Source organism: Curtanaerobium respiraculi (assembly GCF_024609215.1).
GTDB lineage: Bacteria > Actinomycetota > Coriobacteriia > Coriobacteriales > Eggerthellaceae > Curtanaerobium > Curtanaerobium respiraculi.
This window is the reverse complement of the sequence record NZ_JANIPD030000023.1, coordinates 102,889-126,064: the sequence shown is the minus strand read 5'-3', so window position 1 is coordinate 126,064 and position 23,176 is coordinate 102,889. Positions and strand designations below refer to the sequence as shown.

At 65.5% G+C, this 23,176-nt stretch carries 22 protein-coding genes; 15 read left to right on the top strand and 7 right to left on the bottom strand.

Annotated features, from left to right (window positions below; translation table 11 throughout):
* Window positions 1-154: 154 nt before the first annotated feature.
* The 5 genes from def (at window position 155) to feoB (ending at window position 5,519) form a co-directional block, all read left to right on the top strand.
* The gene (gene def, locus NOV21_RS07075; protein WP_283170381.1) at window positions 155-679 is read left to right on the top strand and encodes a peptide deformylase; all 525 of its coding nucleotides are present in this window, start codon (window positions 155-157) and stop codon (window positions 677-679) included.
* 42 nt (window positions 680-721) lie between these two features.
* Window positions 722-1,684 (top strand): methionyl-tRNA formyltransferase, encoded by a 963-nt coding sequence (gene fmt / locus NOV21_RS07070; protein ID WP_283170382.1) that lies wholly within the window; start codon window positions 722-724, stop codon window positions 1,682-1,684.
* On the top strand, window positions 1,668-3,062 hold the full coding sequence (locus NOV21_RS07065; protein ID WP_283170383.1) for an RsmB/NOP family class I SAM-dependent RNA methyltransferase: 1,395 nt from the start codon (window positions 1,668-1,670) through the stop codon (window positions 3,060-3,062). The genes fmt and NOV21_RS07065 overlap by 17 nt, the downstream gene beginning before the upstream one ends.
* Before the next feature lie 115 nt (window positions 3,063-3,177).
* Window positions 3,178-3,393 (top strand): FeoA family protein, encoded by a 216-nt coding sequence (locus tag NOV21_RS07060; RefSeq protein ID WP_283170384.1) that lies wholly within the window; start codon window positions 3,178-3,180, stop codon window positions 3,391-3,393.
* A complete protein-coding gene (gene feoB / locus NOV21_RS07055) occupies window positions 3,393-5,519 on the top strand; it encodes a ferrous iron transport protein B (protein ID WP_283170385.1) in 2,127 nt (708 codons plus the stop codon). Before NOV21_RS07060 ends, feoB begins: the two co-directional genes overlap by 1 nt.
* A gap of 21 nt (window positions 5,520-5,540) precedes the next feature.
* Here the strand turns inward: feoB and NOV21_RS07050 are convergent, their stop codons facing one another.
* Window positions 5,541-7,322, bottom strand: a complete 1,782-nt coding sequence (locus NOV21_RS07050; protein WP_283170386.1) for an AMP-binding protein — start codon at window positions 7,320-7,322, stop codon at window positions 5,541-5,543.
* 100 nt (window positions 7,323-7,422) lie between these two features.
* A complete protein-coding gene (locus NOV21_RS07045) occupies window positions 7,423-8,022 on the bottom strand; it encodes a helix-turn-helix domain-containing protein (RefSeq protein WP_283170387.1) in 600 nt (199 codons plus the stop codon).
* Between the two features lie 193 nt (window positions 8,023-8,215).
* On the opposite strand from NOV21_RS07045, the gene NOV21_RS07040 reads away from it, so the two are divergent.
* The 7 genes from NOV21_RS07040 to NOV21_RS07010 all read left to right on the top strand — a co-directional run bounded on the left by NOV21_RS07040 (window position 8,216) and on the right by NOV21_RS07010 (window position 13,220).
* The gene (locus NOV21_RS07040) at window positions 8,216-8,431 is read left to right on the top strand and encodes a 4Fe-4S dicluster domain-containing protein (RefSeq protein ID WP_283170388.1); all 216 of its coding nucleotides are present in this window, start codon (window positions 8,216-8,218) and stop codon (window positions 8,429-8,431) included.
* Window positions 8,432-9,565 (top strand): 3-methyl-2-oxobutanoate dehydrogenase subunit VorB, encoded by a 1,134-nt coding sequence (vorB, locus tag NOV21_RS07035; RefSeq protein WP_283170389.1) that lies wholly within the window; start codon window positions 8,432-8,434, stop codon window positions 9,563-9,565. It abuts the gene before it with no gap.
* Between the two features lie 3 nt (window positions 9,566-9,568).
* Window positions 9,569-10,390, top strand: coding sequence for a thiamine pyrophosphate-dependent enzyme (locus NOV21_RS07030; protein ID WP_283170390.1), 822 nt, complete (start codon window positions 9,569-9,571; stop codon window positions 10,388-10,390).
* Between the two features lies 1 nt (window position 10,391).
* A complete protein-coding gene (locus tag NOV21_RS07025) occupies window positions 10,392-10,934 on the top strand; it encodes a 2-oxoacid:ferredoxin oxidoreductase subunit gamma family protein (RefSeq protein WP_283170391.1) in 543 nt (180 codons plus the stop codon).
* A gap of 105 nt (window positions 10,935-11,039) precedes the next feature.
* Window positions 11,040-11,840, top strand: a complete 801-nt coding sequence (locus tag NOV21_RS07020) for a class III extradiol dioxygenase subunit B-like domain-containing protein (RefSeq protein WP_283170392.1) — start codon at window positions 11,040-11,042, stop codon at window positions 11,838-11,840.
* Between the two features lie 19 nt (window positions 11,841-11,859).
* The gene (gene amrA / locus NOV21_RS07015) at window positions 11,860-12,372 is read left to right on the top strand and encodes an AmmeMemoRadiSam system protein A (protein ID WP_283170393.1); all 513 of its coding nucleotides are present in this window, start codon (window positions 11,860-11,862) and stop codon (window positions 12,370-12,372) included.
* Window positions 12,373-12,380: 8 nt separating this feature from the next.
* Window positions 12,381-13,220, top strand: coding sequence for a radical SAM protein (locus NOV21_RS07010; protein WP_283170394.1), 840 nt, complete (start codon window positions 12,381-12,383; stop codon window positions 13,218-13,220).
* A gap of 224 nt (window positions 13,221-13,444) precedes the next feature.
* On the opposite strand, the gene NOV21_RS07005 is transcribed toward NOV21_RS07010, so the two are convergent.
* From NOV21_RS07005 to NOV21_RS06985, 5 genes are all read right to left on the bottom strand, one after another.
* Entirely contained in the window at window positions 13,445-14,395 is a 951-nt protein-coding gene (locus NOV21_RS07005; protein WP_283170395.1) for an SCP2 sterol-binding domain-containing protein, read from the bottom strand.
* Window positions 14,396-14,417: 22 nt separating this feature from the next.
* Window positions 14,418-15,044: a flavodoxin family protein gene (locus tag NOV21_RS07000; RefSeq protein ID WP_283170396.1), complete on the bottom strand. Its 627-nt coding sequence runs from the start codon at window positions 15,042-15,044 to the stop codon at window positions 14,418-14,420.
* On the bottom strand, window positions 15,041-15,583 hold the full coding sequence (locus NOV21_RS06995) for a PadR family transcriptional regulator (RefSeq protein WP_283170397.1): 543 nt from the start codon (window positions 15,581-15,583) through the stop codon (window positions 15,041-15,043). The genes NOV21_RS07000 and NOV21_RS06995 overlap by 4 nt, the downstream gene beginning before the upstream one ends.
* Window positions 15,584-15,868: 285 nt before the next feature.
* Window positions 15,869-17,446 (bottom strand): DUF438 domain-containing protein, encoded by a 1,578-nt coding sequence (locus NOV21_RS06990; protein WP_283170398.1) that lies wholly within the window; start codon window positions 17,444-17,446, stop codon window positions 15,869-15,871.
* Window positions 17,447-17,578: 132 nt separating this feature from the next.
* A complete protein-coding gene (locus NOV21_RS06985; RefSeq protein ID WP_283170399.1) occupies window positions 17,579-20,002 on the bottom strand; it encodes a hypothetical protein in 2,424 nt (807 codons plus the stop codon).
* Window positions 20,003-20,362: 360 nt separating this feature from the next.
* Between NOV21_RS06985 and pyrR the strand changes: the two genes are divergently transcribed.
* From pyrR to NOV21_RS06970, 3 genes are read left to right on the top strand one after another with little or no spacing between them, the layout of a single operon-like run.
* Window positions 20,363-20,950 carry a bifunctional pyr operon transcriptional regulator/uracil phosphoribosyltransferase PyrR gene (gene pyrR / locus NOV21_RS06980; protein WP_283170400.1) on the top strand — a complete coding sequence of 196 codons (588 nt, stop codon included), beginning with the start codon at window positions 20,363-20,365 and terminating at the stop codon, window positions 20,948-20,950.
* A gap of 3 nt (window positions 20,951-20,953) precedes the next feature.
* Window positions 20,954-21,898, top strand: a complete 945-nt coding sequence (locus NOV21_RS06975; RefSeq protein WP_283170401.1) for an aspartate carbamoyltransferase catalytic subunit — start codon at window positions 20,954-20,956, stop codon at window positions 21,896-21,898.
* Window positions 21,882-23,174, top strand: coding sequence for a dihydroorotase (locus NOV21_RS06970; protein WP_283170402.1), 1,293 nt, complete (start codon window positions 21,882-21,884; stop codon window positions 23,172-23,174). The genes NOV21_RS06975 and NOV21_RS06970 overlap by 17 nt, the downstream gene beginning before the upstream one ends.
* Window positions 23,175-23,176: the final 2 nt, after the last annotated feature.

The following is a 23,176-nucleotide window of genomic DNA, read 5'->3' as shown; positions in this document are numbered from 1 at the left end:
TGCGGCATCGCCCAAACCCGCCCTCCTGCGCGCTGCCGTTCCATTTTCGATTTCACCTGGTGAGGCTTCCGCTGGAGTTTTCGCGGCGGATGTTGCGTGCGCGCGACGAGGGCGTACAATCAAGGGGAAACACGCAACAGAAAAAGGATGCAATATGAAGATCATTCTTTCCCCGGATCCTATACTGCGCCAGCGCGCGCAGGAATGCGTTCCGGGCGATTCGTCATTGAGGAAGCTCGCGAAGCAGATGGCGCGCACCATGTACAAAAACGACGGATGCGGGCTCGCAGGACCCCAGGTGGGCGTGCTGCAGCGCATCGTCGTGGTCGACTGCGATTCCGAATCCTATGGGGAGAATCCCATCACGCTGGTGAACCCCGAGCTCGTCGCCACGGAGGGCGACCCCGTCGTCGACGGGGAGGGCTGCCTCTCCCTGCCGGGCATAACCGTTCCCGTCAAACGCCGGCCGTGGGCCCGCGTCAAGTACTTCGATCTGGACGGCAACGAGCGGTTCATCGAGGGCGACGGGCTGCTCGGCCGCTGCCTTCAGCACGAGCTCGACCACCTGGAGGGCCGCACGCTCTTCGAGAGCACCGACCCCGTCTCCCGCATCAAGGCGCTCCGCGATTACGACGCCGCCCTGGCGGCGGGCGCCAAGCCCGGGGAAACGTCCATCTAGCCGGCGGCGCCGCCGCCCGACATGCCCGTCGAAGGGAGAGACATGCGCATAGTCTTCATGGGGACCCCCTCCTATGCCGCGACGATATTGGAGAACCTGATCGCGCAGCACGAGGTGGCGGGGGTGTACACGCGGCCGGACGCGGTCCGCGGCCGGGGCCGGAGGCTGGTCGCCAGCCCGGTGAAGCAGGTCGCCGCCCTGCAGGGTATCCCCGTGTTCACGCCGCGCACGCTCCGGGACCCCGCCGTGCAGGCCGAGATCGCCTCCCTCGCCCCGGATGCGATATGCGTGGCGGCGTACGGCGCCATCCTCCCTGCCGAGGTGCTGGCGATCCCTCCCCGCGGCTGCCTCAACGTCCATGCGTCGCTCTTGCCCCACTGGCGCGGCGCCGCCCCGGTCGAGCGCGCTATCCTCGCCGGCGATGAGGAGACCGGCGTGTGCGTCATGCGCATGGAGGAGGGGCTCGACACCGGCGACTACTGCATCATGCGCCAGACGGCGATCGGTCGCAAGAACGCGGAGGAGCTGACGGCCGAGTTGGCGATATTGGGCAGCCAAGCGCTGCTCACCGCCCTGGCCCATATGGAGCAGGGGACGTTGGAATGGAAGAAGCAAGACGATTTCTTCGCCACCTACGCCCATAAGATCGAGAAGGGCGAGCTCAACCTCGCGCCCACGGACAAGGCGAAAATCGCCCAGCGCAAGGTGCAGGCAAGCTCCCCGGCCCATCCGGCGCGCTGCAAGGTCGCCAGCCGCTCCGTCGCCATCACGCGGGCGGAGCGCGAACCGAGCCGCCTTCTGCGCGAGAAGACGAAGCTCGTTCCCGGGCGCGCCATCCTCTACGACAGGCAGCTGTACCTGTGCATGGCCGACCAGCTGCTGCGCATCGACGGGATCCATCCCGATGGCAAGCATGAGATGACCGGGGCGGATTTCGCCCGGGGGGTGCAGAACATAAAGAGCGGCCTCATCACATGGGAGGCGCTGGATGTCCAGGACCACTAACGCGCGGCGGTTGGCGTGCGAAGTGGGCGCCGCGTGCCGCGAGCGCTCCGCCTTCGCCGGCGATGTGCTGGACGCGAAGCTCGAGGAGATCTCCATCAGCCCGCAGGACGCCGCCTTCGCGCGCGTGCTCTCGCTCGGCGTCGCCGCCACGCGCGGCACGTTGGACGAGGTGCTGAACCGCTGCATGAACTCGCCCTCCGATGTGCGCGCCTACGTGCGCGACGCGCTCCGCGTGAGCGCCTACGAGATCATCTTCCTCGGCAAGGACGCATACGTCGCGGTCGACCAGGGGGTGGGGCTCGTGCGCTCGGTGGAACCGCGCGCCTCGCGCCTTGCGAACGCCGTGCTGCGCAAGGTCGCCCGCGCGGCGGAGTCGTTCCCCTTCGGCGATCCGACGGTCGACGATGCCGCCCTGGCCCGCCTCCACGGGTTCCCGCGATGGCTCGCGCAGGTGCTCATCGTGCAGATGGGCCGCGCCGAGGCGGCACGGTTCATGGCCGCCTGCAACCATCCGCCCGCAATCTTCGTCGGCGTGAACGCGATCAGGTCGGACGAGCGCCGGGTGCAGGAGCTCTTCCTGCGCGACAGGCTCATCGCGGGCGAGGTCCCCATCGCCGACTTGGGTGCCCCGGGCTCCCCCGAAGGCCCGATCCCGGGCTGCCTGAAGGTGGCCGATGCCCATACGGTCGCGACGGGCACCGCGCGCCGCCTCTTCCGCGAGGGGGCCGTGCTTATCAGCGATGCGGCAGCGCAGTACATCGCCGACCTCGCCCTCCCCGAGCAACGCCCTCGCGACTTCCTCGAGATCGGCAGCGGCCGCGGCACCAAGAGCGTGCTCTTGCAGTCGTGCACCTTCAGGCGGTGGGGAGCCCAGCTGGACTTCGTGCCCGTCGACAGCCATCCCTACAAGATCGAGCTTCTGCGCAAGCGCATGAGCGCCTACGGGTGCCTCACCGAACGTGCGATCGCCGCCGACGCCCGTGATCTCTCCGCGGCGCTGGGGCAGCGCACCTTCGACGCCGCGTTCGTCGATGCGCCTTGCAGCGGCGTGGGGACGCTGCGCCGCCATCCCGAGATCCGATGGCGCTTGCGCGCCGAGGAGGTCAACGATCTCGCGAAGCTCCAGCTGGCGATGGTGACGGAGGCCTCCCGCCACGTGCGCGTGGGCGGGCAGCTGACCTACTCCACCTGCAGCCCGCTGGCGACCGAGAACGAATTCACCGTCAAACGCTTCCTCGACGCCAAGGTGGGGGCGGGGTATCGCATACTGCCGTATGGGAAAACGCCCGAGGGGAAGCCCGTGCTGTTCTTCAAGAGCTCATTGCAGCCCGACGGGTGCGACGCGCACTTCGCCGCGCGCCTCCTCCGCGTGGAATAGGCTATCCCTGCTCATCCATTGATAATCCATCTGGATCCGATTTGCTCCAAGCGGTTGCGATTGACGCGCCGAACCCGTAGAGTGGGTCGCGGCAAACGTTCGCGAGGAGGAGCACTTGAAGTTAAGCGATGCCCGAACCGGGTCCGCGCACACCATCACGGCGTGCCATGCGTCGGGGCCCGCCCGCGCCCGGCTCGACAGCCTGGGCCTGGTCGTGGGGGAGCGCGTCGACGTGCTTTCGAGCAGCTGGGCCGGCCTCATACTGGAGATCAAGGGGAGCAGGCTCGCGCTCTGCAAGGCCGTTGCCGACACCATGGAGGTGAGCGCCTGATGGCCGGCGGCCGCCACGAGCCCATCGCGGCGCAGCCCTGGGCCACGGCAAAGGAGCGCGAGCGAGACCGCAAGGTGTTCGCGCTGATCGGAAACCCCAACTGCGGCAAGACCACGCTTTTCAACGAGCTGACGGGCACCAACCAGCATGTGGGGAACTGGCCCGGCGTGACGGTGGAGCAGAAGGTCGGCGCTCTGCGCCCCCGATACGGCGAGGCGGACATCGTCGATCTGCCGGGAATCTACTCGCTCACGAGCTACTCGATCGAAGAGCAGGTGAGCAGGGCCTACATCGTCGAGTCGAAGCCCGATGTCGTGATCGACATCGTGGAGGCGATGAACATCGAGCGCAACCTCTTCCTCACCTGCCAGATCGCCGAGCTGGGGGTGCCCATGGTGGTGGCGGTCAACATGATGGACGAGGCGCGCGCCGCCGGCGCCGTCATCGACACCGAGGAGTTGTCCCGCCGGCTGGGGTTGCCCGTGATGCCCATCACCGCGGTGACGGGCGAGGGCGTGATCGAGCTCATGCACACGGTCGGCATGGGCAAGCTGATCGAGGCTGCCGAGCTGGAGAGCTCGAGCCCCTTCCACGAGGGGGAGGACGAGCACGGACACGGGTTCCAGGACATCGAGGACCCCGATGAGCACCGCCTCGACCACCACACCGATTCGCGTGGGCGCACGAACGCGCTGATCTCCGCGTACAAGTACCACAACCATTACAAGGGGCCGATGACCTACCAGCCGACCGCCGACGCGCCCCTTACCGAGGAGCAGGAGACGGAGAACGCGAACCGCCGCTACGCCTTCATCAAGCAGGTCGTGAACGCGAGCGTCACCCACGTGCACAAGCAGAGGGAGATGAACCGAAGCGATCGGATCGACCGCGTGGTCACGCATCGCATCTGGGGCATCCCGCTGTTCCTGCTGGTGATGTTCGCCATGTTCCACTGCACGTTCTCCGAGGATTTCCTCGGGCTCTCCGCGCTGGGGCTCGACCCCGTCCCCAGCCCGGGGGTGTGGCTGCAGAACGTCGCCCAGATGCTGGTCGACGCCGTCGCGCGGGGATTGGGGGGCGTCCTCGTCGAGGATACGTGGGCCTACGGGCTCGTGGTCGGCGGCATATGCGGCGGCGTGGGGGCCGTGCTCTCGTTCCTGCCGCAGATATGCGTGCTGTTCTTCTTCCTCACGTTGCTCGAGGACGTGGGGTACATGGCGCGCGCGGCGTTCATCATGGACCGCGCGATGCGGCCCTTCGGCATGTCGGGGAAGAGCTTCGTGCCCATGCTCATGGGATTCGGCTGCAACGTGCCCGCCATGATGGCGTGCCGCACGATGGAGAGCGAGGTCGATCGCAAGATCACGCTGTTCCTGGTCCCGTTCATGAACTGCGGGGCGCGCGCGACCATCTTTCTGGTGTTCGCCAGCGCGTTCTTCCCGACGAACGGCGACGTGATCGTGTTCGGGCTCTACGTTCTGGGAATACTGGTGGCCTTCGCCACCGGGTGGCTTCTGAAGACGTTTGTGCTCAAGGGCGAGACGACGCCCCTGATCATCGAGCTGCCCAAATACCGGGCCCCGCGCATGAGCAGCTTGGGGCTGGCCCTCTGGGCGACGATCAAGGACTATCTGCAGCGCGCGGGCACGATCATATTCCTCATGAGCATCGCGGTTTGGTTCGCGAGCAGCTTCGGGTTCGCGGACGGGGCGTTCGGCATGGTCGATGTCGAGCACTCCCTCCTCGCCATCGCGGGCGGCGCGATCGCCCCGCTCTTCATCCCGCTGGGATTCGGCGTGTGGCCGGCCGCCGTGGCGCTCATCACGGGTTTCGCCGCGAAGGAGGCCGTCGTGGGGACGCTCGGCGTCCTCGCCGGCACCGCGGGCGACGATGCGGGCGCCGGGCTTTCCGCCGCGGCCCTCGGCAGCCTGGGCTTCACCCAGGCGGGCTCGTTCTCGTTCATGGTGTTCACGCTGCTGTACCTGCCGTGCCTCGCCACCGTGGCCGCGCTCAAGCGCGAGAGCAACTCGTGGAAGTGGACGTTCGCCCAGATCGCCTACGGGTTCGCCGTGGCCTGGATCGTCTCCCTCGCCGCGTACCATCTCGCTCTCGCAGCGGGGATGTAGGCGGGGCCTCGCCCTTAAACGTTAGATGAGGCCGTCTTTCTTGTCGTGGACATCGGCCAAGTGCGCCGCCTCCGCATCCTGCTTCCTGATGGCCACGCGGCGGATCTTGCCGTTCACGGTCTTGGGCAGCTCCTCGACGTAGTCGATGATGCGCGGGTACTTGTACGGCGCCGTCTTGCGCTTCACCCACGTCTGCAGCTCCTTTGTGAGGCTCTCGCTCGGCTGGAAGCCCGGGGCGAGCACCACGGTTGCCTTGACGGCGAAGCCGCGCAAAGGGTCGGGCACGCCGGTGACGGCGACCTCGCGCACGGCATCGTGCTCGAGCATGACGCTCTCGATCTCGAAGGGTCCGATGCGGTAGCCGCTGCTCTTGATCACATCGTCGTTGCGGCCGACGTACCAGAAGTACCCCTCGTGGTCCTCCCAGGCCGTGTCGCCGGTGTGGTACCAGCCATCGTGGATGGCCTGGGCGGTCTTCTCGGGGTTGCGGTAGTACTCCATCATCACGCCGCGGGTGTCCTCGTCCATGAGGATGCAGATCTCGCCCGTCTGGCCGATGTGGCAACGCGTGCCATCGGGGTTGTGGACCTCGATTGTGTACTGGGGCGTCGGACGCCCCATGCTGCCGGGCCGCGGCGTGCTGCCGACGAGGTTGGCGATGGTGAGCGGCGTCTCCGTCTGACCGAACCCCTCGTAGATGGTGAGCCCGGTGTGCTCCTTCCAATACTCGAACAGGTCGGGGTTCAGTGCCTCGCCGGCGGTGGTGCAGTACTCGAGCGAGCTCAAATCGAACGAATCGATATCCTGCTCGGTGAACATGCGGTACATGGTGGGAGGGCAGCACAGCGTGGTCACGCGGTATTTTGCGATCAGGTTCATCATCTCGTCGGCGTGGAAGCGGTCGAAGTCGTAGGTCAGGACGCACGCCTCCATGATCCACTGCCCGTAGAGCTTTCCCCATACCGCCTTTCCCCAGCCGGTGTCGGCGATCGTCAGGTGCAGTCCGCCGTCGCTGCGCACATTGTGCCAGTGCTTCGCGGTGACCGTGTGGGCGATCGCGTACCCGCTATCGTGCAGCACCATCTTGGGATTGCCGCTCGTGCCGCTGGAGAAGTACATGAGCATCGGGTCGGAGGCGCGGGTCTTCACTCTCTCCCATATTGCGGGGGCATCCCGCACGCCCGTGTTGAAATCGATCCAGCCCTCGCGCTCGCCGGGTAGGGCGCAGATGCCCGCCTCCCCCGAAAGCGCTTGGCCGTATCCGAGGTCGGCCGCATCCTCCAGATGCATGCCGCCACCGCCGCCCGCCACCAGGATCCGCGCCCTCAGGCTGGGGCATTCGGGGGCGACGTTGTCCACGATCTGGGCGATATCGCCGCAATCGGTGCAGACGATGGCCTTGATCCCGGCGCTCTGCACGCGGTAGAGCAGGTCGTGCTCCTTCAGCATGAAGGTTGCCGGCACCATGACCGCCCCGAGCTTGTGCAGCGCGGTGGCGACGAACCAGAATTGATAGTGCCGACGGAGGATGACCATGACCATATCGCCGGCGCCGATGCCCTGGTCGTGCATGAAGCGCGCGGTCTTGTCGGACCACGTCTTCATATCCGCGAACGTGAAGACGTGCTCCTCGCCCTCGGGGTTGCACCATACCATGGCGCGCCGGGCGGGGTCCTCGGTGGCGATGTCGTCGACGATATCGTAGCCGAAGTTGAAATCGTCGGGGTAGGAGGCGTGGAACCGCGTGAGCGTCCCATTCGCATCGTAGCTTTCCTCTACGTAGCGGAGGTTGATGTTTCGCATGATAGTCGTGCCCTTTGCTGAATGTGGATGAAGCCCGCATCCGCGGGCTGGACGAGAAGATGTGGGAGGCGCGGCGGCGCTGTCGACGATGCGGCAACGCCTATCGAATCGCCGTGCTGTTGGGCTTCATCACAACTGCGAGGATGCGCGCGGGCTTCCCGTCCAGGGCGCTGAGGCCATGGCCGTTGCCGCTGTCGTACAGCAGGCAGTCGCCCGGGTTCGCGATTTCCTCGCTCTTGGTCTTCGTGCGGTCCTCGTACTGGAAGCGGATGCGCCCCTCCAGCACGTAGTCCAGCTCGAGTCCCTCGTGGTAGGCGAGGGGCAGATCCGCGCCCTGCTCCTCGGCGCGGTAGGGGATGGTGACGATGAACGGCTCGCAGTGGTTCTGCGATAGGTTCGGCGCCACATGCAGGTATTCGTAGAACGAATTGCGGTTGAGGTTCAAGCCGTCGCCCTTGCGCACGAGCGAATACCCCTTCAGATGCGGCGCCTCGCCGGTGAGGAGCTCGATCTCGGTGACGCCCATCGCGTCGGCGCACTTGGAGAGGAAGGTGAAATCCAACTCCTTCCGGCCGCTTTCCTGCGCCATGTAATCCGACAGGGTGCGGCCCGTGGCTTGCGCCATCTCCTGCATGCTGATGCCGATATCCTCGCGCAGCGACTTGATGCGATGAGCGACTTCCTCGTTGTTGATTTCCATGATCAGCTTCCTATCGCGCGGACCCAACGGGCGGAATCAGCTGGTAAATGACGATAACCCACCTGTTTTATGGATATTCTAACGCACTTTCGCAGGGTGGAGTAAGTCGTGCTTAGAATATTCACGAGCACCGAAGCGTGCGAACCTCGTAAGTAAGGTTGCGAAACATTCCCGGTTAGAGAAGGGGGAAGAAGTGTCGCGAATCGTTGTTGATGAAACGTATTGCAAAGGGTGCGGCTTGTGCGTCGATGCGTGCCCGGTGGACATCATCGCGCTGGACACCGCGCGCATCAATGCGAAAGGCTACCATCCCGCCTGCCAGACGGAGCCCGAGAAATGCACTGCGTGCTGCAATTGCGCCCTGATGTGCCCCGATGTGGCCATCACGGTTTACAAGGAGGTGAAGTAGATGTCTGAAGAAAAGATCCTCATGAAGGGGAACGAGGCCCTGGCCGCCGCCGCCGTGCGCGCGGGTTGCCGGTTCTATTTCGGGTACCCCATCACGCCGCAGACCGAGGTCGCCGCGTACATGAGCAAGGCCATGCCCAAGATCGGCGGAACGTTCCTGCAGGCCGAAAGCGAGATCGCCGCCGTCAACATGCTGTACGGCGCCGCCGCGGCGGGCGCCCGCGCCATGACGAGCAGCAGTTCGCCCGGGATCTCGCTCAAAGGCGAGGGCATCTCCTACATGGCGGGCGCGGACCTTCCCGCCGTCATCGTGAACGTGCAGCGCGGCGGCCCGGGCCTGGGCACCATCCAGCCGAGCCAGTCCGATTACTTGCAGGCAACGCGCGCCATGGGCCATGGCGACTCCCGCCATATCGTGCTCGCGCCGAGCACCGTGCAGGAGGATGCCGATCTGGTGTACCTCGCCTTCGATAAGGCGGACGAGTACCGCATGCCCGTCATCATCCTGGCGGACGGCCTTCTCGGGCAGATGATGGAGCCGGTTGTGCTGCCACCGGAGAAGGAGGACCTTCCCGAAAAGCCCTGGGCGACGGTGGGGCATCATCATAAGCGAGCCCATAACGTGGCGAACTCGCTGTATCTGCAGCCCGCCGAGCTCGAGGAAGTGCTGAAGGAGCGCTACGAGCGCTATGCGAGGATCGAGCGCGAGGAGCAGCGCTTCGAGGGCGTCATGCTCGACGATGCGGAGTACGTGGTCGTGGCGTTCGGCGCCGCCGCCCGCATCGCCCGCAGCGCCGTGGTCGCCGCACGCGAAGAGGGCATCAAGGCGGGGCTCCTACGCCCCATCACCCTGTGGCCCTTCCCCGCAGACGGCGTCAAGCAGGCGGCCGAGCACGCGAAAGCGTTCCTGTCCGTGGAGTTCAACATGGGCCAGATGGTCGACGACGTGCGCCTTCATGTGGCCGGCAAGGCTCCCGTGGAGTTCTTCGGCCGCGCCGGCGGCGTCATTCCCACGCCTGACGAGGTGCTCTTCGCGCTGCGCGACCAGGCAGCCGGAAAGCCCGTCACGCCCGGCATGGGCGTTGCGCAGAGCGCGGCGGGGCAGTTGGTCATCGACCCGAAGGAGAGTGTGTAGCACATGGCTGAAAAAGTAGTGTTCGAGCGGCCCAAGTCGCTGCTGCCCGTCCCCTTCCATTATTGCCCCGGATGCCCGCACGGCATCGTGCACCGGCTGGTGGCGGAGGCTATGGATAAGCTGGACATCGAAGGGGAGACCGTGGGCATCGCCCCGGTGGGGTGCTCGGTGCTCGCATACGATTATTTCGGCTGCGACATGATCGAGGCGGCCCACGGTCGCGCGCCGGCGGTCGCCACCGCGGTCAAGCGCGTGCATCCCGAGAACACGGTGTTCGCGTACCAAGGCGACGGCGATCTCGCCAGCATCGGCATGGCCGAGACCGTGCATGCCGCCGCCCGCGGCGAGAACATCACCGTCATCTTCTACAACAACGCGATCTACGGCATGACGGGCGGCCAGATGGCCCCCACCACGTTGCCGAACCAGGTCACGCAGACGAGCCCCTACGGGCGCGACGTCTCCACGGCGGGGTACCCCATCCGCGTGTGCGAGCTGTTGGAGGACCTGGATGGCGTCGCCTACCTGGAACGCGTGACGGTGGACACGCCGGCCCACGTGCGCAAGGCGAAGAGGGCGATCGAGAAGGCGTTCGCCTACCAGCGCGAAGGCCGCGGCTACAGCTTGATCGAAATCGTGGGCACGTGCTCCACGAATTGGAAGATGACGCCGCTGCAGGCGATGGACTGGATGCGCGAGAACATGCTCACGTACTACCCTCTGGGTGTGTACAAGGACTGCGTCGCGGACGGATACGAAACCGCCCTCGACGCGGCCGCCGAGCGCGCGAAGAACTGCCCGATGGTCCATCCGAAGGAGGCATAAGATGGCCGAGCGCAATCTGAACATCATCCTGAGCGGCTTCGGCGGCCAGGGCCTGCTGTTCGCGGGGAAGATCATCGCGCAGGCGGGGCTCATCGAGGACCGCCAGGTTTCGTGGCTGCCGAGCTACGGACCGGAGATGCGCGGCGGCACGGCGAACTGCTCCGTCGTCCTGCAGGACGATCCGATCGGCAGTCCCCTGGTGACGCAGCCCGATGTGCTCATCGCCATGAACCTGCCCAGCGTCACGAAGTTTTTGGACGATGTCAAGCCGGGCGGCCTGGTGCTGATCGACAGCTCGCTCGTTCCCGAGATCCCGGAGCGCGACGATGTGCGCGTCATCCCGGTTCCCAGCACGGAGCTTGCCGAGCGGCACGGTTTCAAGACGCTTTCGAACGTCATCCTGACGGGCAAGCTGTTCGCCGAGACGCATTTCTGCGCGCAGGAGAGCATCGAGGAGGCGGTGCGGCGGGTCGTGCCGGCGGGCAAGCGGGCGAAGCTTTTGCAGCCCAACCTCGATGCGCTCGCCGTGGGCATGGCGCAATAGCTAGCTGGCTGCCGCCGTCTGCGGCAACCCGGCCGCCGGTGCGGGAGTGGCTATTCTCCCCATGGGGCTTACAATGGGGGCGTGCATGTTTCGGAGGTGGTTCCCATGCCCATCTTGGCAGCTTACGCGGTCCCCCATCCGCCCCTGATCATCCCCGGGGTGGGTCGCGGGGAGGAGCGGTGCATTTCCGCGACGATCTCCTCGTACGAGGAGGTTGCCCGGCGCATCGCCGCCCACGCGCCCGATACGATCATCGTGTCCAGCCCGCATGCACCCGCCTATCGCGACGCGTTCGCGCTCGTGGATGGGGATCGGCTGCGCGGCGACATGAAGCGCTTCCGCGATCGGGAAGACGCGCTCGATTGCGCGGTCGATGTCGAATTCTGCGCTGCGGCCGAAGCGAGGGCCCGGGCTGCGGGAATCCCCCTCATGCGCCGCGCATGGCGCGGGGAGCCGATGGACCATGCGGCGTTCGTCCCCCTGTACTTCGTCAATCAAGCGTATGCCGATTACCGCCTGGTCGAGGTGGGGTTGTCGGGCCTGCCGGCCCGCGATCATTTCGAGCTGGGCAAGGCGCTCGCCGGCACGGCCGACGCGTTGGGAAGGCGCGTCGTGTTCATCGCGAGCGGCGATTGGTCCCACAAGCTCAAGGAGGACGGCCCCTATGGCTTCGTTCCCGAGGGGCCCGAGCTCGATCGGCAGCTGTGCGCGGCGTTTCGGTCGAACGACCTGGATGCGCTGTTCAACCTCGACGGGCGGATCGTGAGGCGCGCGGCGGAATGCGGCCTCCGCTCGTTCCAAATCATGGCTGGCGCCCTCGACGGGCTGCGCCACACGGGCGAGCTGCTCAGCTACGAAGGCCCGTTCGGCGTCGGCTACGGCGTAGCGGCGTTCGAAGTCGAATAGGAGAGGGAGGAAACGAATCATGGATGATCCTTACGTCGCGCTCGCACGGGCAAGCTACACCGCGTTCGTGAACGACGGAACGCGCATCAAGGCCCCCAACATGCTGCCGCCCTACCTACGCAACGAGCGAGGGGCGTGTTTCGTGTCGCTGCATAAGGACGGCGAGCTGCGCGGATGCATCGGCACGTTGGAGCCGACCCGGCGCAGCATCGCCGACGAGGTGATCCAGAACGCGATCTCCGCCTGCAGTCGCGACCCGCGCTTTCCGCCGGTGCGCCCCGATGAGCTTCCGCGCATAACGTGCAGCGTCGACGTGCTGGGGGAGCCGGAGCCTATCGAGGGCATCGACCAGCTCGATCCGAAGAAGTACGGCGTCATCGTGTCATCCGGCTGGCGACGCGGCGTGCTTCTACCGGATCTGGAAGGCGTGGGCGACGCGCAGACCCAAGTGGCGATCGCGAAGCGCAAGGCGGGCATCGCCCCCGGAGATCACTGCGGGTTGCAGCGGTTCACCGTCGTCCGCCACGTATAGGGGCTGTCATGGCAGGCGAGAGGGCGATATGCCACGTGTGCCCGCGACACTGCGCGATTGCGCCGGGCGCTCTGGGATTCTGCCGCGCGCGGACCAACCGCGATGGCATCGTGGTCGATGCGCACTACGGGGAGCTGACATCGATCGCGCTCGACCCGGTGGAGAAGAAGCCGTTCGCGGAGTGGGAGCCCGGATCGCTCATACTGTCCATCGGCGGCTACGGATGCAACCTTTCCTGCCCGTTCTGCCAGAACGCCGGCATATCGCAAGCGGGGGAGGGGGCGGTGCGCACGCGGTTCGCCTCACCGTCCGATGTGGTGCGAAAGGCCCTCGGCCTGCGCCCCTACGGGAATATCGGCGTCGCCATCACCTACAACGAGCCGTTCGTCAGCTTCGACTACCTCAACGACACCGCCCGCGCAACGCATGAGGCGGGGTTGGAGTTCGCCGTGGTGACGAACGGCATGGTGTGCGCCGAGGCATTCTCCGAGGTGCTTCCATCCATCGATGCGATGAACATCGATCTCAAGGGGTTCTCAAGCCGGTATTACGCCGCCTGCGGGTTCGACGGCTTCCGGGAGGTGCGGGCGTCGATCGCGGCGGCCGCCGCGTGCCCGACCTGCCATCTGGAGGTGACGACGCTCGTGGTCCCCGGCCTCGTGCGCGATGAGGAGATGGAGGAAGCGGCGGCGTGGCTGGCGAGCCTCGACCCCGACATCCCCTATCACATTACGCAGTACCATCCCGCATGGCGCTATCGCGAGCCGCCGCTGCCGCGTGCGAAGATCGACGAATACGCCGATCGCGCGCGGCGGCATCTCAGCCGCGTGTACGTGGGCAACGTCTAAGGGGGGGCGCTGATAAATTCCGACGGCCCGAGAACGACATGCTGGCGCCGGAGCGGCTCGATCCCCGTTCGCGCACGCCTGCGCCCGCTCGCCTTTCGCCGCTTTGGCACTCAGCCCGCCGTCCCCGGCCGAGGCGGAATTCATCAGTGCTTCCCTAAGCGCGCGCAGCCGAGCGGGGCGATCCGCGGATCTTCCCAGTTGCCATCGAAACCATATCCCGACGCTCACCCGCGGACGTAGTGCGCGGGGTACCATTTCTGGAACCATGCCGTGAACACTCCCAAAAGCGCGGGGAGCGCCGAGTTGATAAGGCCGACATAGACGGCGAGCGGGGTACCCATAAGGATGTAGGTCCAGATGGGCGTCAGCAAGTACAGCACGCCCCAACAGCAGCTCAAGATTCGGTTCGTGGATACGAACAGGGGGTTGGAGAATGCTTTCTCGAACCCGTATCCGCTCATCGAGTAGTGCGCGGAAAGCGGAATCTTCATGAACGCGCTCGAGAACCACATGATGCCGAAGGCCAGGTATGACGCCGGCACCACGATGCGGGGCGGCGCGCCGAGAAGGGACGCGAGTCCGATGGCCGCCACCGATGGGATCGTGGCATACTCGTAGACGGTGGGTTTCCACTTCAAGAGCAGGAGCGGGGTCATGGCCGCCGCGAGAATGCTCGCGATGCCGCCGATCCATGCGTCGATGGGCACGGCGACGAAGCATGCGATCCACGGGAAGAGCATCACGCCCATGTTGGAGCGGCGGTCTCCCGGGGATTTCGGCGCATGGGCTCCGCCATCCGCGCCGGTGCTTGCGCCCTCCGTTCCGAAAAGGTCATCCCAGCGCAGCATCGTGTCGAAGTCGCCTTCCACGGTGTAGAGGTGGTCCATCATCGCCTGCGTGCCCGAGATCTCGCCGCGCGCGATGGATCGCCATGTGGAGAGCGGCGTTCGGATGCGCGTCGTGCACGGCAGGAAATCCTCCGTGATCACGCGCTGGCCGTCCCTTTCCAAGATGATTTGCACGCTCAAGCCCTCGTCGGTGTAGTCCATTTGCAAGACGATGTCCTTCTCCCAGGCGGCGGGGTTGTACAGGGCGGCCATCTGCCGCGTGAAGGAGACGGCGGGCGGCAGGGACTCGATGCCATCGGCCGACACGCTCCAGCTGGCGTCTGCCATCTGCTCGAACGCCTCGCGCGGGTTATAGCATCTCGTCCAAACGCCCGCGTGTCGCCCGGCTTATGCCGCCGTGCGAGAATTCTTCTCCGGCCGTCCGAACGGCGTCGAGGTATTGCGACGTTCGGGCGGACAGCTCCTTCACGCGAAAGAGCTCGCCCTGCCCGCAGTAGATCCGCTCGTATTCGCCGCAGAGCCGGGCGAATAGGGAGTCCACCGCTTCATAGTTGCCTTGCGCCGTATAGAACCCGCAGGTGGAGATCACGACGTAGCGCTTGCCGCCCATGTCGTAGCGGCTTGGATGGCCACCGCCGGCATCGCCGGTCATGAACGGAAGGCTCATCGGCAGCAGGCGGTCCATCACCATCTTCACCCGCGAGGGAAGCGAGAAGTAGTATAACGGGAAGCTCCAGACGATCACATCGGCATCGGCCAGCTTCCGGATGACATCCGCCATGTCGTCATCGATCACGCAAACGCCCGGCGTCTTGCCCCAACAGGCGAAGCACCCTCGGCATTCATGGACGTCCAGCTTGTGCAGGTCGAGGATCTCAACCTCGTCGGGCGCCATGCCGTCGACGAACGCCTTGGTCAGCTGGAGGGTGTTCGACGCCTTCCCCTTGGGGCTGCCGTGCAGAACGAGCGCCTTCATCGCATCCCCTCCAGCTTCTCGAGGGTATCGCGCGCCCATTCGAGGCACATCTCGATGTAGCGCGCTCCGAAATCGGCCGTGAAGCCCCAGTACACGCTTTCCCCGGCAGGTGCGGATGCGCCGTAGGATTCGATGACCTCGGGGGTCTTCTGCATGGCCTCGGCGAATTCCTCGCAATCGGCGATGAACGCTTCCATGTGGTCGATGGCCTGGTCGACGGGCAGGCTTCCGGAGAAGAAGAGCTTCATCAGAAACGAGCTCTTGAAATCAACGTCGCCGGACCCGTCGGCAAGCCAAGCCAGAAACGCCGACCGCCCCTCATCCGTGATGGCGTAGAGCTTTTTGTTGGGCCGCGCGTTCTGCACGATGCGCTCGTGGGCCACGAGGCCTTGCCTTTCGAGCTTGCCGAGCGTCTGGTATATCTGCGCTTTCTGGGCGTGCCAGAAGGATTTCACGGAGGAGTCGAACGCCTTCGCGAGATCGTATCCGGTCATATCCCCGTAGGCGAGAAACCCTAGAATCCCATATGCCAACGACATAGCATCCCCCATAGATAATACTCATATAATAATATAAAAATATACTATGAAGTTTTATTGCGCAAGGCACTCTCGCGACGGCGGCGATGAGAAACCGTAGCGCCCGCCGGCAATCTGCGGGCAATCTGCGATGCCGGGGCGGCAAGCCCCCGCGGGCGGGCGCCGCACACGAGGTCGCCAATGCCCTGCACCCGGCCGAGCGGCAAGGCGCCTCGCGGGCGGGCGTCACCGGGCGAGGCGGCAGTCCCGCGGGCAGTACGGGGCGGGATTACCCGCGGGCGGGCGCTACTCTTGCCGGAAATGCTCCTGCGCGAACGCCATGTTCTGAACGCATTCCAACGTTCCCAGATAGGAGCCGTTGTGGTCGCGGACGGCCATGTAGCGCACGAGCACCGGATCGCCGCCCTTCTGCATCCATCGGTCGGCGGTGTCCGCCCGGCCTTGGCGGAAGGATTCGATGATGCCGAGCACCATGGGCGCGATTTGCGGGGGATGGCAGCTGGAAACATCGCGGCCCAAAGCGGCGAGGGGGCGCTTGAACAGCTTCGGGGTGGATTCGTCGAAGAACCGGTTGATGTTCTCCGCATCCACGAACGTGAGCTCCAAGGGGATGGTGTTCAGCACGGCCTCGAGCTGCTGCGGGGTGAAGGTGCCGCCCGCGAGCCGTATCATGCCCTGCTCCGCGGCGGGGGCGGTCCGCTCGTCGGGGGAGGCGGCCTCCCATTCGGGGGCGTCCTCGATTAGGCACAGCTCATACTGATGCATGTCGCGGCGCATCTGCTGCCATTCCTCTTCGGAGAGGTTGTCGGCGCACAGGGGGAACAGTATGTTCGTCTCCTTGTAGACCATCTCGTCGGCCCGTTTCGCCACGGCCTGCGCCCGTGCGATCCAATCCTCGCCATCGGGGTCGGCAACCAGGCTGCGCAGTTCATCGCGTATCTCGTCATCCACGCCCCACATCACCTTCGACGGGCCGATGATGTCATAGCGGGTGGAGAGGATCGGGTAGATCAGGTCGCCCTTCTTGGCGTAATGGATTGCCACGGCGCGCAGTTTCCGCAGCTCGTCGAGTGCGAGGGCGCCATCGCCCTCGGAAAGCGCGGCATCGGTGCGCTCGATCTGCCGCGCGATCGCCTGGTTCTCGCGCGTGAGGATATCGAGCGGGTGGCCGGGGATGGAGGCGAGCGCCTTCGCCTTGCTGTCGGGGGTTTCCGTTTGGGAAAGGCCCGCTTCCACGGCTGCTTCGGCGTTCGCCAGCAGCTCCTCGTGCGTGCATCCGTGGAACAGCGCGGAGTGCACGTCGCAGAGCTTCTGCACCTGCGATACGGGGGTGCCGGCGGCGATCAGCTCCTGCTCCGCTTGGGCGATTTCGAGCGCATCGACGTTGTCGAAATGCCGGGTGAAGTCGGTGCAGACGGCCTCCAGGTCCTCCCCGGCGGAAAGGCGTGCCACGAACCCCTTCAGAAGCTCCTTGCGGGCTGAGGCCCCATCGGCGTCCGGAGCGGGGCTTGCTTGCCCATGCCGGCTGGCGGCTTGCACGGCGCCGGCGGCGGTTTCGGCTCGTTGAGGCTGGTTGGCGATCGGCTCTGCCGAGCCGGCCGTATCCCCCTCCCCATCGTCGACGTCTTCCGCATGGGCGTTCACCACGGTGAAGCTCGCTGCCTCGAGTTTCGCGACCACGTCGTCGAGGTCGAACTCTTTAATGGCGCAGCCTTTGGGGATCGTCATCACGCGGCCGACGGTTTTGAGGGCCATGGGCTTGGCGATGTCGGTGAAGCCGATGTCGGCCATAACCTGTTGCAGTTCGGGGTAGTCCCCCACCAAATCGTGCACGGTGCGGGTCAGGTCAAGCGTTTTTCCCATAGCGGGTCTCCTTACGGTTGGCGCCCATTCGGCGCATCCATCTTTCGCAGCCGACTTTAAGGCGTCCCTAACCCCATGTATGTTGGAACGACAACATATGGGAAAAATTTTTCGCCGTCACATCCGTGCGGGCTACCCGTTCTTGATGGCATCCGTCTCGAAGATGAACTTCACATCGCCGGTGGCGCCATCGGCCTTGCCGCTGAACGTCTGGTAGTCCCTGCCAGCCTGGACGGTTGCCCTCAAGCGGCCGGACAGCCCCTTCACGTCGTCGTTGTACAGGCTGATGATCTTGCCGATGGCCTGCTCGTCGAGCTGCCGGATCCCGTCGGTGAGCTGGCCTGAACCGTTTGCCGCGGAAGAGGTGCCGTCGGAGAGCGCCGTCGACCCCTCTTTGAGCGCGGCGATGCCTGCGACCAGGGCGGGGGAGGCCTCGTTGAGCTGCTGCAGCCCGGAGGCGAGCCGGCTCGAGCCGGTCTGCGCGTTTTGCGCGCCTGCGGCGAGCGGGCCAAGATTGACCACGAGCGCGTTCGTGCCCTTCCGCAGGGCGGTGATGCCGTCGACGGCCTCACCGAGTCCCGAGTCGAGGGATTCGGCTCCCGCAGCCAGATCTTTCGCTCCCATGCTCGCGCCGTCGAGGCCCTGCTTCGTTTTCGCAAGGCCGTCCAGGGCGCCTTCCACGCACTGCTGGGCGGCGGCGTAGCCCGTCGCCGAGGGGACCGCGTTCGAATAGATGGCCCGCAGTTGCTCGGCGTTCTCCTTAAGTTGGGTTGCGGCGGCTTTGAAGTGCGCAGCCTCCGCCTCGATGTCCGCTTTCAGCGCTGCGATGCCCGCACCGGCGGAGGCGAGGGAGTCCTTTGCGGTCGAGATGCGCTTTTCCGCCGAATCAAGCTTATCGGTATCTACGTTTCGGAGCTCGGATTTCGCCTTGTCGAGCAGCTCCTTGTCGGCGGCGCTCAACCCGGATGCGTCGATACCGTCGAGCGCATCGACCGCATCGTTTACGTGCGAGTAGCCCGAGGCATCGATATCCGCCTGCGCGGCATCGAGCGCAGCGACCGCTTCGGTGAAATCGACGCTTCCCAGGGAGGTTGCGATGTCGTTCAGTGACGTTTCCGCCTCTTGGCATTTACCGGACAGCTCGGCGAGCTTATCCCCCGCATACTTCAAAGATTCCAACGCGGATTTAATCTTGCCGGGGTCCGTGCCCGCGAGGCTCGATTTGGCCGTGTTCAGCGCTCTGTAGAGCGTATCGGTGTCGTCGTTTGAGGGATCGGCCTCCCCGATGGCCGCCGAGAGCTGCCCAATGCCTTGCGCGAGGCCGTCGGCTCCTCCTTTGAGCTGGGCCGCCCCGTCTTTCGCGGCTTTGAGGCCGCCCGCACCGTCCTCTCCTTCCGCAAGCAGCTTGGCGCCTCCATCGACCTGCCTCGCAACTTCCAACAGCTGCCCGCTGCCGGAGGAGAGCTGCGCGAGGCCGCTGGTTAGGGCGGCGCTGCCGTCGGCGAGGGCCCGCGTGGAATCGGGCAGTGCGGCGGCGGAGTCCCGCAGCGTCCCGATGCCGGCGTCGAGCTGGCCCGCTCCGTCGGCGAGCTGGACGAGGCCGTCGTACAATTCCCCCGATCCGTTCTCGAGCTGCGTCATGGCGTCGCTCAGGGAATTCAGGTCGTCCTCGATGCTGCCGGAGTCCATCGCATCCGGGTTGAGGCTGTTCAGCAGCCCCGGCGTCACGATGGTCGCCGTGGTGGCAAGCTCGAAACCGGTCACATCGGCTTCCACTTCGAACGACGAGGGAAGATCGGCGTCCCCGTCGTCGACGTCCAGGTTCTCCTTCATCCCCGGGAACGCGTAGCCCGCCACCGTGGTGCGGTCGCCATCGTTGATGATCTTCGCATTCGTGCCGGTGATGTTCTTGAAATTGTCGTTGTCCAGGATCATCCCCGTCAAACAGGTGAACGGGGTGTAGATGGTCGTCTCCTTCCCATCGATGACGGCGGTCGATGCCGAGCTGTTTGCGAACTCGTAGCGGATCTTGACGTGGCCGCTTTTGCCGGCGATCTCCTGCGGCGTCGTTTCGATCCCGTCGAGGACGTACGTGATCTTGACGCTCACAGGCGCCGTGGCGGTGGTGCGTCCCTTGTAGTGGATGTCCGAGCCGCGCGCCTGCCACGTGGTGGCGTCGCCCGCCTGCGTGAAGGGCTGGGACCCGCCGGTGTTCTCGAGGTCGGTGAGGCTCGTCCTATCGTCGATGGCATCGGCCTTTCCGGGGTTCTTCAGCCAGTTGGTCACCGTGGTGCTTTTCGGCGTGCCGTCGGCGGTGGTGAACACGTACACGGTTTCCGTCTTGTCGACGTCGTTGGCGCTCTCCTCGTTGTCGAACACCTTGCCGATTGAGAAATCGCCGCTGCCGGACGAGGATGGGGAGGATGGCTGCGCAGCGGTCGCCGCCGCCTGGTTCTCCGCCGCGGTGGCAACGTAGGTGGGGCACACCACGCCGGCGCAGAGTATCGTCGCGATCGCGACATTGCGCAGCTTGCCGATTCCGTTTATATCTCTCATGGTTGGACCTCCACGATGTTGGTTGCGGTTCCATTATAGTTCGGAATGTCTAACTTCGAGTCAACGAGTCGGGAAAAGCCCGTCTCCGCTGCATAAAGGCCATCATTTATCTCCAAGCGCCCATGGGGGCGGTTCTTGAGATTTTACCATGGTGCGGCGAATCGGATATTGTCTGCCGAGGTTCCGAATGCCTACAATGGGGCGTCTTTAAAAGCGGTACAGAGAGACCGACAAGGCATGCGGGCGTCCGATCAGCGGAGATCGCCGCCGCAACTTGGGAGCCGTTGCCCCCGGTGCCGCCCGGCATCGGAGCCGCCGGCAGGTCGCTTTGTGCGCACTCGAATCGGAAGGAGAGTGTGTATGAGCGAGAATGCGCAGGTGAAATCAATCTGCATGGACGCCGACGAGATCGAGCGTTCGCTCACGCGCATCGCCCACCAGATCGTGGAATCGAACCGCGGCGCCGGCAATATCGCGCTTGTCGGGATCGTCACCCGCGGGGACGTCCTCGCGAGCAAACTGGTGGACAGGATCGAGCAGATCGAGGGGGTCAAGGTCCCGCTCGGCCATCTGGACATCAGCTTCTACCGCGACGACTACCTCACGCATCTCGCCCCGGAAGTCCACGAGACGCGCATCCCGTTCGATATCGACGGGAAGGATATCGTGCTGGTCGACGACGTGCTGTACACGGGGCGCACCATCCGCGCGGCGCTCGACGCCCTCATGGACATCGGCCGACCGAAAACCGTGCAGCTCGCCGTGCTGGTGGACCGCGGCCACCGAGAGCTGCCCATCCGGGCCGATTACGTGGGCAAGAACGTGCCCAGCTCGTCGCACGAGAACGTGAGGCTGTTCCTGCGGGAAGTGGACGGCAGGAGCGAGGTTGACATCCTCGATATCGAGCCGGGCTCCCGCGCGGGTTCCGCTCCGCTGGGGGGGCGCTAGGATATGGCATTCGACCACAAGCACCTCATCGACCTCGCCGAGTACTCGCCCGACGACATCATGCAGATACTGGAGACAGCGAAGACGTTCATGGCGGTGAACGAGCGCAAGATCAAGAAGGTCCCGCTGCTGCGCGGCGTGACCGTCGTGAACATGCTCAACGAGCCCAGCACCCGCACCCGCAGCAGCTTCGAGCTGGCCGAGAAGCGCCTGAGCTGCGACTTGCTGAATTTCGGGGGGAAGAGCACCTCCGCGGTGAAAGGGGAGAGCCTGGCCGACACCGTGGAGACGCTCAACTCCTACAAGATCGACCTCGTGGTGGTGCGCGACAAGCACGCGGGCGTGCCGCATTTCATCACGCAGCACACGCCCGCGAGCGTCATCGACGCGGGGGACGGCAAGCACCAGCATCCCACGCAGGCGCTGCTCGACCTGTTCAGCATATGGCGCAGCAAAGGCGCCATCGACGGCTTGCACGTGGGGCTCGTGGGGGATATCGGCCACAGCCGCGTGTGCGGCAGCCTGATCCCCGCGCTGAAGATCATGGGCAACGAGGTGACCGTGATCGCACCGCAGACGCTGCTCCCGGCGCGTCCCGACGTGCTGGGAGCCGACCATGTGACGGCCGACCTCGACGCGGCGCTTCCCGAGCTCGACGTGGTGTACATGCTGCGCGTGCAGAACGAGCGCCTGGAAGGCGCGCCGTTCCCCAACGCGCGCGAGTACAACATGCTCTTCGGCCTGACGCGCGAGCGCGAGCCGCTGATGAGGCCCGATGCCGTGATATGCCATCCCGGCCCCATCAACCGCGGGGTCGAGCTGGACAGCTACATGGCCGATCACCCGCAGCGGTCGCTGATCCTCGACCAAGTCTATTCCGGAATCTGCGTTCGCATGGCGGCGATGTACCTGCTGCTGGGAGGGAGCGACAATGACGCTACTGCTTAAAGGGGCCCGGGCCATCGACCCGCAGGCCGGCCTCGACGATATCGTCGACGTGCTCGTCGAAGACGGGAAGATCGCCGAGGTGGGGAAGGGGCTTTCCCGCCCGGGATGCCGCGAGCTCGACCTTGCCGGCAAGATCCTCGTGCCCGGTCTGGTGGATATCCACGTCCATCTGCGCGATCCCGGCCAGGAGCAGAAGGAGACCATCGAGACCGGCACCCGCGCGGCTGCCCACGGCGGGTTCACCGCGGTATGCTGCATGCCCAACACCGCGCCGACCATCGACACCGCGTTCGCCGTGGAGTACGTGCGCGGCACGGCCGAGCGGGTGGGGAAGTGCCGCGTCCACGTGGCGGGCTCCTGCACCACGGGCCTCGCGGGCGAGATCCTCTCCGACATGGGCGATATGGCGAGGCACGGGGCCGTGGCCTTCACCGATGACGGGCGGGGCGTCCAGGGCGCGGGCATGATGCGCCGCGTGATGGATTACGCGCACCAGTTCGGCAAGGTCATCATGTCCCACTGCCAGGACGAGGACCTGGTGGGCGACGGCGTGGTGAACGAGGGCGAGTGCAGCACGCGCCTGGGGCTCTTGGGCTGGCCCGCCGCGGGCGAGGAGATCCAGATCGCGCGCGATATCGCGCTGTGCCGTCTGACGGGGACCCCGCTGCACGTGCAGCATATCACCACGGCGCGCGGCGTGCAGCTCGTGCGCGACGCGAAGGCCGAGGGGCTTCCCGTCACCGCGGAGGCCACGCCGCACCACCTGTTCCTCACCGACGAGATCATCGATGACACGTACAACGCGAACTACAAGGTCAACCCGCCGCTTCGCACGGAGGAGGACCGCGCCGCCGTGACGGCGGGCATCCTCGACGGCACCATCGACTGCATCGTCACGGACCATGCGCCCCACTGCCCCTGGGAAAAGGATTGCGAGTTCGAACTCGCCAAGTTCGGCATGACCGGCCTGGAGACCTCCTTGGGGCTCGTGCTCACCCAGCTCGTCGGCACCGGCGTGATGGGCTATGCCCGGATGGTTGAGCTGATGGCCGTGAACCCGCGCAGGATCATCCAGGTCGAGCCGGTGCGGATCGCCGCCGGAAGCACGGCGGACATCACCGTGTTCGACCCCGCGGTCGAGTGGACGGTGGACGCGGATGACTTCGAGAGCAAATCGAAGAACTCCGGATTCATCGGCGCGCACCTGAAGGGTCGGGCGACCGACGTGCTCGTCGGGGGCGAACCCACGATGCTCGACGGGAAGGTCCTCGGCTAGGC

Excerpts from the sequence above, each read along its gene's own strand:
- NOV21_RS07025 (WP_283170391.1), top strand. The coding sequence starts at position 10,392 with ATGGCCGAGCGCAATCTGAACATCATCCTGAGCGGCTTCGGCGGCCAG.
- fmt (WP_283170382.1), top strand. The coding sequence starts at position 722 with ATGCGCATAGTCTTCATGGGGACCCCCTCCTATGCCGCGACGATATTG.
- NOV21_RS06995 (WP_283170397.1), bottom strand. The coding sequence starts at position 15,583 with ATGTCGTTGGCATATGGGATTCTAGGGTTTCTCGCCTACGGGGATATG.
- pyrR (WP_283170400.1), top strand. The coding sequence starts at position 20,363 with ATGAGCGAGAATGCGCAGGTGAAATCAATCTGCATGGACGCCGACGAG.
- NOV21_RS07030 (WP_283170390.1), top strand. The coding sequence starts at position 9,569 with ATGGCTGAAAAAGTAGTGTTCGAGCGGCCCAAGTCGCTGCTGCCCGTC.
- NOV21_RS07000 (WP_283170396.1), bottom strand. The coding sequence starts at position 15,044 with ATGAAGGCGCTCGTTCTGCACGGCAGCCCCAAGGGGAAGGCGTCGAAC.
- NOV21_RS07045 (WP_283170387.1), bottom strand. The coding sequence starts at position 8,022 with ATGGAAATCAACAACGAGGAAGTCGCTCATCGCATCAAGTCGCTGCGC.
- def (WP_283170381.1), top strand. The coding sequence starts at position 155 with ATGAAGATCATTCTTTCCCCGGATCCTATACTGCGCCAGCGCGCGCAG.
- NOV21_RS06975 (WP_283170401.1), top strand. The coding sequence starts at position 20,954 with ATGGCATTCGACCACAAGCACCTCATCGACCTCGCCGAGTACTCGCCC.
- vorB (WP_283170389.1), top strand. The coding sequence starts at position 8,432 with ATGTCTGAAGAAAAGATCCTCATGAAGGGGAACGAGGCCCTGGCCGCC.
- NOV21_RS07005 (WP_283170395.1), bottom strand. The coding sequence starts at position 14,395 with ATGGCAGACGCCAGCTGGAGCGTGTCGGCCGATGGCATCGAGTCCCTG.
- NOV21_RS06985 (WP_283170399.1), bottom strand. The coding sequence starts at position 20,002 with ATGAGAGATATAAACGGAATCGGCAAGCTGCGCAATGTCGCGATCGCG.
- NOV21_RS07010 (WP_283170394.1), top strand. The coding sequence starts at position 12,381 with ATGGCAGGCGAGAGGGCGATATGCCACGTGTGCCCGCGACACTGCGCG.
- amrA (WP_283170393.1), top strand. The coding sequence starts at position 11,860 with ATGGATGATCCTTACGTCGCGCTCGCACGGGCAAGCTACACCGCGTTC.
- NOV21_RS07020 (WP_283170392.1), top strand. The coding sequence starts at position 11,040 with ATGCCCATCTTGGCAGCTTACGCGGTCCCCCATCCGCCCCTGATCATC.
- NOV21_RS07050 (WP_283170386.1), bottom strand. The coding sequence starts at position 7,322 with ATGCGAAACATCAACCTCCGCTACGTAGAGGAAAGCTACGATGCGAAT.
- NOV21_RS06970 (WP_283170402.1), top strand. The coding sequence starts at position 21,882 with ATGACGCTACTGCTTAAAGGGGCCCGGGCCATCGACCCGCAGGCCGGC.
- NOV21_RS07065 (WP_283170383.1), top strand. The coding sequence starts at position 1,668 with ATGTCCAGGACCACTAACGCGCGGCGGTTGGCGTGCGAAGTGGGCGCC.
- feoB (WP_283170385.1), top strand. The coding sequence starts at position 3,393 with ATGGCCGGCGGCCGCCACGAGCCCATCGCGGCGCAGCCCTGGGCCACG.
- NOV21_RS06990 (WP_283170398.1), bottom strand. The coding sequence starts at position 17,446 with ATGGGAAAAACGCTTGACCTGACCCGCACCGTGCACGATTTGGTGGGG.